This is a genomic window from Niveibacterium microcysteis (assembly GCF_017161445.1).
GTDB lineage: Bacteria > Pseudomonadota > Gammaproteobacteria > Burkholderiales > Rhodocyclaceae > Niveibacterium > Niveibacterium microcysteis.
This window is the reverse complement of record NZ_CP071060.1, coordinates 3,259,860-3,273,712: the sequence shown is the minus strand read 5'-3', so window position 1 is coordinate 3,273,712 and position 13,853 is coordinate 3,259,860. Positions and strand designations below refer to the sequence as shown.

Here is a 13,853-nt window from a genome sequence, read left to right as displayed (position 1 = left end):
GTAGAATGCTGGACTCGACTCAACCCAGAACGGGCCCGGCGCCCGGCAAGGTCACGCGTGAGCTCCAACCGTACCCCCCGTTTCCGGATTGCCGCAAGCCTGCTGGGCTTGGTGATCCTGTGCACAGCCGGCATGCCGAACGCAGCCAGCGCGACCACCAGCAAATCGCACGCCAAGAAGCCGACGACCAGTGCATCGGCGAAGTCCTCAAGCAAGAAATCGACGGCGTCCAAATCGACTGCCGGGAAAACAACCGCGAGCAAGTCGAAATCGAGCAAAGCCACCGGTTCGAAAGCCAAAGTCTGCTACGAGACGGTCAAGCGCAAAGGCAAGTCGGTCAAGGTCAAAAAGCCGTGCGGTGAGCCGGCCGAGACGCTGGTGACCAAGAGCCCGATCAATGCGCGTTCGCTGGAGAGTTCCGGTACGCCGCTTGAGGGTTCGCCTCTGAAGGCGCGCTCCGCACCGATTCGCGCTTACGCGGTGGATGGTTCGACCTTCTTCCACAACGGTCGCAAGATCGTGGTCGAGGGTTTGGGGCCCGAGGCCAGCGCTGGTTTGACGCATGAACACTCCGCCCAGCGTTTGCAGCGGCTGCTCGACGGTGGCACGGTCAGCATCGACCCGGTTGCGGCGGACGAAAATGGCGCGCTTCGCGCGCGTGTTCGCGTCGACGGACGCGATGTGGCCGACTTGATGCGGGCGCAGCCCTGAGCGTGTCCCGCGCCTAGACGCGGAACCGGTTGGCCGCTTCGCGCAGGGCGCCAGCGAAGCGGTTGAGTTCCTCCGCCACGCGCGATGTCTCTTGCGCGGCTTGGCTGTTGTCCTCGCTCATCTGGGCAACGCTTTCGACCTTGCGGGCAATATCCTGCGCGGCGGCGCTCTGTTCGGTCAGTGCGGCCGAGATCTCGTTGATCGCAGCGCTGACGTGCGTGGCGGAACCCTGGATCGCATTCATCCTGTCCGCCGCCTGATCCGACAGGCGCTTGCCGTCGAAGACCCGGGTCACGACCGAATCCATGCCGGCCACCGCATCGTGTGCCGAGCTTTGCATCGTCAGGACCATCTGGCTGATCTCTTCGGTCGCCTTGCGGGTACGTTCCGCCAGTTTGCGCACTTCGTCCGCCACGACCGCAAAGCCACGCCCCTGTTCGCCTGCCCGCGCCGCTTCGATCGCAGCGTTGAGCGCGAGCAGGTTGGTCTGGTCGGCAACTTCCTTGATCACCTGCATGATTCCGGAGATCTTGTCGGACTGGCGACCCAGGTCGTTGATCGTTTCGCCGGCGGTTTGCACCGTGCCGGCGATCTGATCCATCTCGCTGTTGGTCTGGGCGATGATGGTGGCGCCTGAGTCGGCGGCGCTGCCCGCCTCGTGCGCGCGGTGCTGCGCATCGTGTGTCGAGTCGGTGATGTGGTTGATCGAGACCGTCATCTCTTCGATCGCCGATGCCATGGCGGACGCGGATTCGCTCTGGCGCGACGAGGCTTCGGAGACCTGCTGTGCAGCGCCTGACGCGCGACCGGAAGCGTCAGCAATCCGCTCGGCGTTTACCAGCACCTCGCGCAACGAGCCTTGCATCTGCTCGACCAGTTGGTTGAATGCGGCGGCGGTCTGGCCCGTCTCATCGGTGGCACGGACCTGTGCGCGCAGTGTGAAGTCACCGCTGCCCGCCACCGCGACGATGGTGCTGCGGATTGCGTCGAGCGAGCCGACCACCGCCCGCACGATCACGAAGGCCAGTGCCGTCAGAACGGCGATCGAGCCCAGGGCGATCAGCGCGCCGAAGGCGGAGAAGCGTGAAATCGTCGCGGCTGCGCCGTTGCGCGTTTCACCCATCCGGTTGAGGCTCAGGGTCTGCAGTTTGCCCAGATGCTCGCGCACCACGGCCGCAGCGGCCCGTTGGGTATCGATCAGCTTGTAGTAGGTCTCGAACAACTCGCGTTGCTTGACCGGCTGGTCGTTGGTGCTAAGGCTTGCGATGACTTCGTTGAGCGCGGCGTCCTGCTCGCGCCAGGCCTCAAACGGCTGCTTCAGCGCGGCCCAGGCTTTTTCTTCTTCTGGTCCACGCGGGGCAGCGGCATAGGCCTTCCAGCCCGCGTCGATTTCCTTCCAGGCGCGGTCCTTGCTGGCCATGAGGTTCTTGAAGAACTCCTGCGCATACATGTCCTGCTCTTTAAGCGCGACCTCAAGGGTGGCCTCGATGACCTGGGCCTGGCCTGCGCGAACCTGCTGCAGACCCACCAGACCCGGCATCTGTTGCTGCGTGACGTCGGACAGCGTGCTGCCGATGGCGCGCAAGCCAACCCATCCGCCCACCGCAGCAACCACCACCGCAAGCACCGCGACCATCACCAGAATGCCAAGCCGGGTGCGGATGCTTAGGTTGCGCATGGCGCTGCTCCTATCGTGTGGGCGGGTTGGCTTCCTGCTTGCTCAAACCTTGAATCGCGAAGCGGCGTCGCGCAGCGCCGAGGCAAAGTTGTCCAGCTCTTGCGAGATGCGGGCCGTTTCCTGGGCGGCGTAGCTGTTGTCCTCGCTCATGCGGGCAACGTGCTCCACCTGGCGCGCGATGTCCTGCGCGGCGGCGCTCTGCTCATTCAGGGCGGCAGAGATCTCGTTGATCGCCTCCGTTACCTGGCTGGCCGACCCCTGGATCTCGTTCATGCGGGCGGCCGCTTGATCGGACAACTCCTTGCCCTCGAAAACACGGCTGACGACCGAATCCATGCCGGTGACCGCGTTGCGGGCAGAGCCCTGCATCGTGACGACCATCTGGCTGATTTCTTCGGTTGCCTTGCGGGTACGCTCCGCGAGCTTGCGCACTTCGTCCGCCACCACCGCGAACCCGCGGCCCTGTTCGCCCGCGCGAGCGGCTTCGATCGCGGCGTTGAGTGCGAGCAGGTTGGTCTGGTCGGCGACTTCCTTGATCACCTGCATGATCCCGGAGATCTTGTCGGACTGGCGGCCCAGGTCGTTGATCGTCTCGCCCGCGGTTTGCACCGTGCCCGCAATGTGATCCATCTCGCTGTTGGTCTGGGCGATGATGGTGGCGCCCGAATCGGCTGCGCTGCCGGCGTCGTGTGCACGGTGCTGCGCGTCGCGGGTGCTGTCGGTGATGTGGTTGATCGAGACGGTCATCTCTTCGATCGCCGAGGCCATCGCCGAAGCGGATTCGCTCTGGCTGGTGGAGGCGTCGGACACTTGCTGTGCCGCGTCGGATGCTTTGTGGGCAGCTTCCGAGATGTTCTGCGCGTTGCTCAGCACCTCGCGCAGCGATTCCTGCATCTGTTCGAGCAACTGGTTGAAGGCCTTGGCCGTCTGCCCGGTTTCGTCGTTGCTGGTGACGTCCGCGCGGATCGTGAAGTCGTTGTTGGCAGCCACCGAAGTGATCGCGCGCCGCATCTTGTCGAGCGCGCCGGTGATGCTCTTGAAGAAGATCCAGCCGAGCGCCAGCAGCGTGGCAACCGCGATTGCGAACACCGTCAGCATCGCCCCGACGGCGGCTTTGCGCGAGAGGGTGCCCGAGTCGCTGGCCTCTTTCGCATACTTGACGTTGAGCTCGACGAGCTTGTTCAGGTTGCGTTCGACGGCGTACTGGGCGTCCTTCCAGTCGGTGACATAGAAGTAGTACTTCTCGAACAGCTCGGCCTGGTGTTCGAACTCGGCGTTGTTGCCCAGATCGGTGATCACGGCGTTGAGCTTGACGTCGAAATCGCGCCAGCGTTTCAGGCCCGGTTCCAGTGTCTTCCAGGCTTTCTCTTCGTCTTCCGTACGTTTCTGGCTGGCATAGGCTTTCAGTGCCTTGTCGAGTGCCGCTGTGGCCTTTTCCTTGCGTTCAAGAATGTTCTTGAACTGGGAATTGGCGTACTTCTCTTTTTCCCAGGTAGCCGCTTCCAGCGTGTAGGCATACAGCGCGTACTGGTTGCTGCGCACATCGGAGAGTGCGATGACCGCGGGCAATTGCGTTTCGCCCAGTTGCGACATTGCGCTGCCGACCCGGCTAATGCCCACCCAGCCGGAAATGCCGACCAGCAGTAGCGTGCCGATCGAAATGAGAACCAGCAGACCAAGTTTGGCCTTGACGGTCAGGTTGCCCATGTGGGAGCTCCTCCAGCTTTCTGCTCTTGTTTATCCGGTGTGCCTGGTACGGCAGGCACTAACGGATAACGGCACCCACGGCGTGGTCTTTAGCGGTTCAGCGTTGAGGCCAATTCGGAACGGTAGCGGCGGACCAAGGTGTCATCGCTGATTGCGGCGAAAAGTTGCAGCATCATCAGCCGGCCGGCATCGTCCTCGAACGTACGGTCTCGCCGCACGATTTCCAGCAGTTGTGCGAGGGCGGGCTCATAGTCGCGGCGGGCGGACAGCAGGCGTGCAAGCGCCAGCCGCGCGCCCAGATCGGCCGGGTCTGCAGCGATGCGCGCCTCCAGTGCATCGCGCTCGCTTGTGTCGGGGGCCCCGTCGAGCAGCGCGAGGCGGGCGCGCAATGCGGCCACGCGGTCCGGGTCGCGGGCCGGTTCGGTGACGTTGTCGAGCAGCAGGCGCGCGGTCGGCAGATCCGGCTCGTCCAGCAGGACGTCCGCCAGGTCGAGGTAGCTCTCCTCGTCTCTCGGATCGACATCCAGCGCTTGCTCGAGCAGCGCGCGGGCTTCGTCGAGGCGACCCTGCTCGCGTGCCGTGCGTGCTGCTTCGCGAAGCGGGGCGGCGGCCGACGGGAGCAGGCTCTGCACGAACGCGCGCAGCGTTGCTTCGGGCAGGGCGCCGGTGAACTCATCCACCACTTCGCCATTGACGACAGCCTTCACGTTCGGGATGCCTCGCACGCCAAAACGTTGCGCAAGCGCCACGTTCTCGTCCGAATTGATCTTGGCGAGCAGGAACTTGCCGCCGAACTCGGCCGCGAGCTTCTCAAGCATGGGCCCCAGCGCGCGGCAAGGGCCACACCAAGGCGCCCAGAAGTCCACCAACACGGGCACCTGCATCGATGCTGCGATCACGCGGTCTTCGAAATTCTCAAGCGTGACGTCGAAGACAAATTCGCTGCTGGCCATGCTGGACTCCCGTCTCAATAACACTCTGTTCAAGTTTGGGCCGCGGCGAGCCGTTTCAAGAGCCTTCGAAAGCCTCCCGGAAAGTCGCCAAGTGCCGGTATAATCTAGGTTTTTTCAAGGGCGGCGCCCATTCAGCGCACCGCTCGCAACCGAATCCCCTGGCTAGCCCCTTCGGAACCACCATGCCCGAGATCCTCAAGCTGCGTGGCGCGCCCGCGCTTTCCGCTTCCCGTCTGGAGCGCCTCACGGCCCAGCTCAAATCCGCCCTGCCGAAGTTGAAGGGGCTTGCCGCTGAACACTGGTACTTCGTCGAGATCGACGCGCCGCTCGCTGGCGACGAGGCCGAGCGCTTGGCCGACCTGATCGGCGCCTATCCGCAGGGTGACGCGCCCGCGGGCGAACTGCTGCTGGTCACGCCGCGCCTGGGCACGATCTCGCCCTGGTCGTCGAAGGCCACCGACATCGCGCACAACTGCGGCTTCGCGAAGATCAAGCGGATCGAGCGCGGCACCGCCTACACGCTTGAAGTGCGTGGTGGCCTTGATGCCGACGCCCGCGCTGCCGCGCTGCCGGTGCTGCACGATCGCATGACCGAATCGGTGCTCGACAATGTCGACGCTGCGCACGGCCTATTCGCCCACTATGCGCCGCAGCCGCTCACCACGGTCGACATCATCGGCGGTGGCCGTGCCGCGCTGGAAGTGGCCAACGGCGAACTCGGCCTGGCCTTGTCGGATGACGAGATCGACTACCTGGTCGACAACTTCACGAAGATGGGCCGCAACCCGACCGACGTGGAGCTGATGATGTTCGCGCAGGCGAACTCTGAGCACTGCCGCCACAAGATCTTCAACGCCAGCTGGGTGATCGACGGCCGCGCCGAAGAGAAAACCCTGTTCGGCATGATTCGCGATACCCACAAGGCGCAGCCCGAGCACACCGTGGTCGCGTACTCGGATAACGCCGCGATCTTCGAGGGCGCCGAGGTCCAGCGCTTCTATCCGGAGAAGGATGGTCGCTGGAGCTACAAGCCGGAGCTGACCCACATCCTCGCCAAGGTCGAGACGCACAACCACCCGACCGCGATCTCGCCCTTCCCGGGCGCGTCGACCGGCGCGGGCGGCGAAATCCGCGACGAAGGCGCGACCGGCCGTGGCTCCAAGCCCAAGGCGGGCCTCGCGGGCTTCACCGTGTCGAACCTGCGTATCCCGGGCTATGAGCAGCCCTGGGAAGTGAACTACGGCAAGCCGGAACGCATTGCCTCGGCGCTGCAGATCATGATCGACGGCCCGCTCGGCGCGGCCGCGTTCAACAACGAGTTTGGTCGCCCGAACCTGACCGGCTACTTCCGTGCCTTCGAGCAGGAAGTGATGGGCGAGGTGCGCGGCTACCACAAGCCGATCATGATCGCGGGCGGCGTCGGCAGCATCCAGGCCGAGCAATCTTTCAAGAGCGACTTCGCACCCGGCACGCTGCTGATCCAGTTGGGGGGCCCCGGCATGCTGATTGGCCTGGGCGGCGGCGCTGCCTCGTCGATGGCGACCGGCACCAACACCGCGGATCTGGACTTCGCCTCGGTGCAGCGCGGCAACCCGGAAATCGAGCGTCGCGCCCAGGAGGTGATTGATGCTTGCTGGCAGCAGGGCGAGAACAACCCGATCCTGGCGATCCACGACGTTGGCGCGGGCGGCCTCTCCAACGCGATGCCGGAACTGGCCGATCACGCCAAGCTGGGCGCGCACTTCGAGCTGCGCAACATCCAGATCGAAGAGCCGGGCATGAGCCCGCGCGAGATCTGGTCGAACGAAGCGCAGGAGCGCTACGTGCTGGCGATCTCGCCGGACCGCCTGGCCGACTTCGAAGCGATCTGCGTGCGCGAGCGCTGCCCGTTTGCGGTGCTCGGCACTACTACCGCCGATGGCCGCCTGACGGTGAGCGACAGTCACTTCGGCAACAAGCCGGTCGACATGGACATGCAAGTGCTGCTCGGCAAGCCGCCGCGCATGACGCGCGACGTGGCCAAGCGCGATATCTTCCTGCCGCCGCTCGATACCACCGCGGTGGACCTGGCGGACGCCGTGGGCCGCGTGCTGCGCAACCCGACCGTCGCGTCGAAGAACTTCCTCATCACCATCGGAGACCGCTCGGTGGGCGGCCAGACCGCGCGCGATCAGATGGTCGGCCCGTGGCAGGTGCCGGTGGCCGACGTCGCGGTGACCACTGCCAGCTTCCACGGCTACCTGGGCGAAGCGATGGCGATGGGCGAGCGTACGCCGCTCGCCTGCGTGTCGCCGGCAGCGTCCGGTCGCATGGCGGTCGGCGAGTCGGTGACCAATCTGCTCGCCGCTGATGTGGCGGACATGAAGCAGATCAAGCTGTCCGCCAACTGGATGGCCGCCTGCGGCCACCGTGGCGAGGACGCCCACCTGTTCGCCACCGTGAAGGCGGTGTCCGAGTTCTGCCAGGGCGCACAGCTGGCGATCCCGGTCGGCAAGGATTCGCTGTCGATGAAGACGGTGTGGCAGGACGAAGGCGCCGAGAAGAAGGTCGTCGCACCGCTGTCGCTGATCGTGACTGCCTTCGCGCCGGTTGGCGATGTGCGCCGCACCCTGACGCCGGAACTCAAGACCCTGCCGGGCGTCGAGACCGAGCTGGTGCTGATCGATCTGGGCCGCGGCAAGCATCGCCTGGGTGGTTCGGTGTTTGCGCAGTGCTTCAACTCGGTCGGCGAACACGCGCCGGATATCGATGCGGAAACGCTGAAGGCCTTCGTGGCCGCGATGGCCGAGCTCAAGCGCGATGATCGCGTGCTCGCCTATCACGACCGCGGCGATGGTGGCCTGCTCGCCACCGTGGCCGAGATGGCCTTCGCGGGCCACACCGGTGTGTCGCTGGAACTTGATTCGATCGCCTACGACGGCCACCTGTCGGATGTGGATGGTGGCGAGAAGAAAGCCGGCATGCTCGCCGGCCGCTTCAACGATCGCGTGCTGGCGGCGCTCTTCGCCGAAGAACTCGGCGCGGTGATCCAGATTCGTCGCGACCAACGCGATGCGGTGCTGGCCACGCTGACCGCGCACCAACTCGGTGGCGCCGCCCACTTCATCGGTCAGCCGAACGATCGCGATGAACTGCGCATCTGGCGCAACGCGAAGATGATCTTCGCTGCCCCGCGCGCGGAACTGCAGCGCGCCTGGAGCGAAGTCAGCTACCAGATCGCGAAGATCCGCGACGACGCCACCTGTGCGCAGGAAGAATTCGATGGCCTGCTCGACGCCAGCAACCCGGGCCTGTCGGTATCGCTGTCCTTCGACGCGGCCGACGACATCGCTGCGCCGATGATCGCTACCGGCGCACGGCCGAAGATCGCGATCCTGCGCGAGCAGGGCGTGAACTCGCAGGCCGAAATGGCCTCCGCGTTCGAACGCGCCGGCTTCGAGCCGTTTGATGTGCACATGTCCGACCTGTTCTCCGGCCGCTACACGCTGGACCAGTTCAAGGGCCTCGCGGCCTGCGGCGGCTTCTCGTACGGCGACGTGCTGGGCGCGGGGCAGGGCTGGGCGAAGTCGATCCTGTTCTCGGATGCCCTGCGCGCACAGTTCGAGGCCTTCTTCGGCCGCAGCGACACCTTCGCGCTGGGCGTCTGCAATGGTTGCCAGATGATGGCGCACCTCGCTCCGATCATCCCCGGTGCAGTGTGCTGGCCTACCTTCCAGCGCAACCGCAGCGAGCAGTTCGAAGCGCGCTTCGTGATGGCGGAGATCCCTGAAAACCCGTCGATCCTGTTCGCCGGCATGGCGGGCAGCCGCATGCCGATCGTGGTGTCGCACGGCGAAGGCCGCGCGGTGTTCGACGGCATCGATGCGCAGGACAACGCCAAGATCGCACTGCGTTACATCGACAACGCGGGTCAGGTGGCAACGCGCTACCCGGCGAACCCGAACGGTTCGCCGGACGGCATCGCGGGCCTGACGACGCCGGACGGCCGCTTCACGATCATGATGCCGCATCCGGAGCGCTGCCGCCGCACGCTGCAGATGTCCTGGGCGCCAGACTTCCTCGGCGAGGATTCGCCGTGGATGCGCATGTTCCGCAACGCGCGCGTCTGGCTGGGCTGATGACTGCCTTGCTGGTTCGTGGCGGCACCTTGCTGCTGTTGGGGCTGTGTGCCGCGGCTGCGTTTGCCGCGCCGGAGAAGTTCACCGACCCCGAGGATGGCCGCTTCGACACCAGCGAGTATCTGCTCGACTACAAGGGCCTGCTGCCGGTTCCGGTGATCATCACCGAGCCGGCCGTGGGCTACGGCGGCGGCATGGTGGCCGCGTTCTTCGATCAGTCGGTGTCGGAGGCGGCGCAGAAGAACCTGGAGGAATCCGGGCGCGCGGCACCGCCGAACATCTCGGCGATCGGCGGCTTCAAGACCGAGAACGGCACCTGGGGCGGCTTCGCCGGCCACATGCATACCTGGCAGGGCGACCGCATCCGCTATCTCGGCGGCGTCGCGAAACTCGACATTCGGCTCGACTACTACGGACTGACTGGCCAGGCCCGGCGTTACGGCGTCGAGGGCGTTGGCACGGTGCAGCAGGTGCTGATGCGCGTTGCGGACACGCCATGGCTGATTGGCGCGCGCTATGCCTATCTCGACTCCACGATGAGCTTCGAGCGGGAGCGCCCGCCTGAACTGCTGCCGGAATCGACCAAGGCGCGCATCGGCAGCGCCGGCTTGCTGGTCGACTACGACACCCGCGACAACTTTCTCTCGCCCAACAAGGGTACCTACGTCGAGGGTGAAGCCAACTTCATCCGCCCGGCGCTCGGCGCATCGATGAGTTTCGATCTGTACGGGCTGCGTGCATACCATTGGTTGCAGCTCGCCCCGCAGTGGGTGCTCGGCCTGCGCGGCGACTATCAGCATGCGACGGACGGCGTGCCGTTCTGGGGCCAGCCTTTCGTCAAGCTGCGCGGTATTCCGGCAGCACGCTATCAGGACCGCAGTACCGCGGTCGGCGAACTGGAACTGCGTTGGGCGCTGGACGAGCGTTGGTGGCTGGTCGGATTCAGCGGTGCCGGCAAGGCCTATGGCCCGCGTACCGAATTCAGTGCGGCAGAGACCGCTTACGCCTGGGGCGGCGGTTTTCGCTATCTGATCGCCCGCAAACTCGGCTTACTGGCTGGCCTCGATGTCGCCCGTGGTCCGGAAGACAGTGCTTTCTATATCCAGGTGGGCAGTGCCTGGCGTTGATCGCGAGGCGCGGCCCTTTGGTGCATTCCTCCCAAAAACAACAGTCATACAGAGCCAGCCATGAAGTGTTCGTCAATCATCCAAGCCTCCATCCTTAGCCTCGGTGTCTCGGCGCTGGTGGCATGCAGCAAGGAAGAACCCCCGGTCGCGCAGTCGGCACCGCAAGTCGCTGCGTCCGCGCCAGTGGCGGCCGAGCAATCGCAGCCGGTAGCGAGCGGCACAATCGGTGCCGTGAAGCCCGGATCCGTGCGTTTCCACTACCAGCGCGTCGGTGGCGACTACGAGGGCTGGGGCGTGTATGCGTGGAAGGGCGTCAAGGACGAACCGCCGAAGTGGCCGGGCAATCTGGCCTTTGAAGGCAAGGACGCGTTCGGTGTCTACCTCGATATCGCGGTGTCGAGCGAGGCTGCGATGATGGACTTCCTGATCACCGATGGCACCGGCAAGAAGGATTGCGCGACCGATCAGTCCGTCACCTTCCCGCCGACGATCGCGCAGCGTGGTACCGAGGTGTGGATCAAGTCGGGCGATTGCAAGGTGTACACCGAGCAACCGCTCTGACGCCCCGGCGCGTCTGCCCGGACGGCCGGCCTGATGCCGGCCGTTTTCATTTCTGCGCGCTTGCGTGGGCGCCAAGGTAGCGTTCGATATCCACCGCGTCGACGTACTGCGGTTGCATGAAGCGCTGCGCGTAGTCGCGATACACGCCCGCGCGCAGGAACAGCGCGAAGAGCTCTGCGTCGATGTGCTGCTCGTCGCGCATGCGCGCCATGATGGCGATCGCCTCCGACAAGGTCTTCCCCTTCTTGTAGGGGCGATCGATGGCGGTGAGCGCCTCGAAGATGTCTGCAATCGCCATCATCCGCGCCAGCGGACTCATCTCGCTGCCTGTGAGGCGCTTCGGGTAGCCGGTGCCGTCCATCTTCTCGTGGTGCCCGCCGGCAATCTCCGGCACCTGTTGCAGATGCTTCGGGAAGGGCAGTTGCGACAACATGACGATCGTCTGCACGATGTGATCGTTGATCTTGTGCCGGTCCTCCGCTGTCAGTGTGCCGCGGCCAATCGAAAGGTTGTACAGCTCGCCTCGGTTGTAGCGCAGGGCCGGCGTATCGAGCCGGAAGCCCCATGGGTTGTCGGTGCCGATATGTTCTGCCGCGCCGCGCGCGATGGCGTGTTCCGGCTTGTCCGCAAGCAGCGCCTCCTGCACCGGCAGCGGCGCGGCGGGGACCATGGCCTTGCGCTCGCGTTCTTCATGCGAGATGCCGATGCGGTCGTCCAGCGTGCGCAGCCAGGTTCGTGCGGCGATGCATTGCAGTCGCCCAAGGTGTTCCGGCGCCATGAATTCGCCACCTTCATTGCAGCTTGCGACGAAGGCGAAATCGGCGTCGAGCGCGGCGAGTTCACGGTTGAGCGTGGCTTCAGCCGTTTCGCGCGGCTCACCGTCAAGGATGCGGCGCAGCGCCGCGATTTCCGCGTCGCGCTTGAGTACCTCGAAGCGGGTACGGATTTCGTGGATGCGGTCGTAGATCGTCTCCAGCTTGGTGGCCTTGTCGACGACGTACTCGGGTGTTGTGACCTTGCCGCAGTCGTGTAGCCATGCGGCCACATGCACCGCCTCCCACGCCTCTTCGCTGAGCGCAAAGTCCTTGAACGGGCCGCTGTCTGCGGCGCAGGCAGCGCGTGCCAGCATCTTTGTAAGCTCAGGCACGCGGGCGCAATGGCCACCGGTGTAGGGGCTCTTCGCGTCGATCGCGGATGCAATCAGTTTGATGAAGGCTTCGAACAGCGCCTTCTGCGCTTGCACCAGTTCGCGCGTTTCGAGCGAGATTGCCGCCGTGCCAGACAGCGCGCCGATGAAGCTGCGTTTGGCGTCGTCCGCTCCCGCCGCGCCGAAGAGCAGCATCGCGCCGACCCGCTGCTGCTTGCGGTTGTAGAGTGGTACCGCGAGCGAAGCCACCGCAGGTGCGGCGAACCCGTCGACATCCAGTTGCGCTGTCTGCAGTTCGGCCGCGCTTACCGATCCCGCCATTACTCCGGTCGTCGAGGAATCCAGCGCGCCCTGCAGCAGTGCGGGCAGGGTATCGAGCGCGAAGGATACGGGCTCGCTCGGGATCTCGGTTTCACCCTGGCGGTTGATCGCTGCCGCCGTGAGGCGTGTGCCGCTCGCGTCCGCAAGGTAGAGCACGCCGCCGGTGGCCTGTGCCGCGTCGATGACCTCGTTGAGCAGACGCGGCAGCAGGCGTTCGAAGTTGTCTTCCGCCGCAATCGCCGACGAGATGTCCAGGAAGCGGCGGATGGTCCGCTTCATCCCTTGCATCGTCGCGGCGAGATCATCCACCTCCTGCACCAATGAGCTCACCACGATCGGCCGAGTGAAATCGAAGTGCCGGATTGCGTCAGCCTCGCCGACCAGTCGGCGCAGCGGATTGGCCACTGCACGCGCAACAACCAGCGTGAGCGGGATCGCCAGCAGCATCACGATGGCGGTGGCAAACAGCAGCTCGTTGCGCAGTTCCCGCGCGTGAGCGAGCAATTCGTCATCGGGCACGGCAAGCGCGAGGAAGAGCGGGCGCGCGTCGCTGCCAGGCAGGCGCACTGCGGCGGTGTGCCAGTCACGGCCGTCGATGTGAAGCGCTTTCGGATGCGGCGCGGTGTCGGTTGCCACCGTTTTGCCCAGATGGGCGAGCGCCGGGCTTCCGAAGGATTCGAGCTGCACCAGTTGCGGCCGTTCGCCGTTGCGGTCGCTGCGCACGACCCGTTCGATCTGGTCCGCGGCGATTACCCGGCGCTGTGCATCGAAGATCACCAGTTGCGTGCCGGGCGTGAACTTCTGTTGCTTGAGCAGATCCGCGACCGTCTCGAGCCGGATGTCGATCCCGACGATGGCGTGCGGGTCGATGCTGCGCCGCGCCAGCGTTACACCGACACGTGCGGTGGTGAAGAAGACGTAGGGGTCGGTACGGATTACGCCCGCGGCCGCGCTGGCTTGTTTATACCAACCGCGTTCGCGCGGGTCGTAGCTTGCATAGCTGTCGCGGGCATCGCGGCCAAGTGGGCGCAACTCGTTGTCAAAGAACAGGAATTCGCCAACCGTGCCGCGCGCATCGCGCTCGACGCTCTGCACCGCGTAGGTGGCGCCGGCGGGCGCGTTCAGGAGCTTGATCGTTTCCGGATCATCGAGCTTGCGGACCAGAAAGAAGTCGCCATCGTCGTAGCCGGCATAGACCGAGGTGGCGGAGGGCGTCGATTCCAGCGCGCGGGCATAGAAACCGAGGCTGTCGAGCCTGTCCGGCAGGTTGCGGGCACGGACCACCCGCTGCTCGGCCTGCAGGCTGAGCGCGGTTTGCGCTGGCGCGACGATGCCCTCGAGCTGGTTCGTCGTCTCGCGCACGATCCGGGTGAAGACATCCTGCACGGCTTCTTCGATGATCTCGGCGCTGCGCGCATACGAGAGCCATGCGAGCAGGCCCCCGATGGCAAGCAACATCACGAAGAACAAGGTCGTGATGTGGACGTAAAGCGGGAAACGTCTGCCAGACGGTCGATCCATGACTGCCCT

At 65.1% G+C, this 13,853-nt stretch carries 8 protein-coding genes; 4 read left to right on the top strand and 4 right to left on the bottom strand.

Features of this window, described 5'->3' with window-relative positions; all coding sequences use genetic code 11:
- Nucleotides 1–57 precede the first annotated feature (57 nt).
- A complete protein-coding gene (locus JY500_RS14770; RefSeq protein ID WP_206253599.1) occupies nucleotides 58–711 on the top strand; it encodes a hypothetical protein in 654 nt (217 codons plus the stop codon).
- A gap of 13 nt (nucleotides 712–724) precedes the next feature.
- Here JY500_RS14770 and JY500_RS14765 read toward each other — a convergent pair whose 3' ends face one another.
- The 3 genes from JY500_RS14765 to JY500_RS14755 form a co-directional block, all read right to left on the bottom strand.
- Nucleotides 725–2,389: a methyl-accepting chemotaxis protein gene (locus JY500_RS14765; RefSeq protein ID WP_206253597.1), complete on the bottom strand. Its 1,665-nt coding sequence runs from the start codon at nucleotides 2,387–2,389 to the stop codon at nucleotides 725–727.
- 42 nt (nucleotides 2,390–2,431) lie between these two features.
- Nucleotides 2,432–4,096: a methyl-accepting chemotaxis protein gene (locus tag JY500_RS14760; protein WP_206253595.1), complete on the bottom strand. Its 1,665-nt coding sequence runs from the start codon at nucleotides 4,094–4,096 to the stop codon at nucleotides 2,432–2,434.
- An 89-nt stretch (nucleotides 4,097–4,185) separates the two neighbouring features.
- On the bottom strand, nucleotides 4,186–5,049 hold the full coding sequence (locus JY500_RS14755) for a tetratricopeptide repeat protein (RefSeq protein WP_206253593.1): 864 nt from the start codon (nucleotides 5,047–5,049) through the stop codon (nucleotides 4,186–4,188).
- 182 nt (nucleotides 5,050–5,231) lie between these two features.
- Here JY500_RS14755 and purL point away from each other — a divergent pair, with 182 nt between their 5' ends.
- From purL to JY500_RS14740, 3 genes are read left to right on the top strand one after another with little or no spacing between them, the layout of a single operon-like run.
- The gene (purL, locus tag JY500_RS14750; RefSeq protein WP_206253591.1) at nucleotides 5,232–9,167 is read left to right on the top strand and encodes a phosphoribosylformylglycinamidine synthase; all 3,936 of its coding nucleotides are present in this window, start codon (nucleotides 5,232–5,234) and stop codon (nucleotides 9,165–9,167) included.
- Nucleotides 9,125–10,294: a BamA/TamA family outer membrane protein gene (locus tag JY500_RS14745; protein WP_206253589.1), complete on the top strand. Its 1,170-nt coding sequence runs from the start codon at nucleotides 9,125–9,127 to the stop codon at nucleotides 10,292–10,294. The genes purL and JY500_RS14745 overlap by 43 nt, the downstream gene beginning before the upstream one ends.
- A gap of 60 nt (nucleotides 10,295–10,354) precedes the next feature.
- Nucleotides 10,355–10,855, top strand: coding sequence for a pullulanase-associated domain-containing protein (locus tag JY500_RS14740; protein ID WP_172197957.1), 501 nt, complete (start codon nucleotides 10,355–10,357; stop codon nucleotides 10,853–10,855).
- A gap of 46 nt (nucleotides 10,856–10,901) precedes the next feature.
- Here JY500_RS14740 and JY500_RS22195 read toward each other — a convergent pair whose 3' ends face one another.
- Nucleotides 10,902–13,844, bottom strand: coding sequence for an HD domain-containing phosphohydrolase (locus JY500_RS22195; protein WP_246479640.1), 2,943 nt, complete (start codon nucleotides 13,842–13,844; stop codon nucleotides 10,902–10,904).
- Between the last annotated feature and the right edge of the window lie 9 nt (nucleotides 13,845–13,853).

Coding starts and splice junctions, on each gene's coding strand:
- JY500_RS14765 (WP_206253597.1), bottom strand. CDS start 2,389: ATGCGCAACCTAAGCATCCGCACCCGGCTTGGCATTCTGGTGATGGTC.
- JY500_RS14760 (WP_206253595.1), bottom strand. CDS start 4,096: ATGGGCAACCTGACCGTCAAGGCCAAACTTGGTCTGCTGGTTCTCATT.
- JY500_RS14755 (WP_206253593.1), bottom strand. CDS start 5,049: ATGGCCAGCAGCGAATTTGTCTTCGACGTCACGCTTGAGAATTTCGAA.
- purL (WP_206253591.1), top strand. CDS start 5,232: ATGCCCGAGATCCTCAAGCTGCGTGGCGCGCCCGCGCTTTCCGCTTCC.
- JY500_RS14740 (WP_172197957.1), top strand. CDS start 10,355: ATGAAGTGTTCGTCAATCATCCAAGCCTCCATCCTTAGCCTCGGTGTC.
- JY500_RS22195 (WP_246479640.1), bottom strand. CDS start 13,844: ATGGATCGACCGTCTGGCAGACGTTTCCCGCTTTACGTCCACATCACG.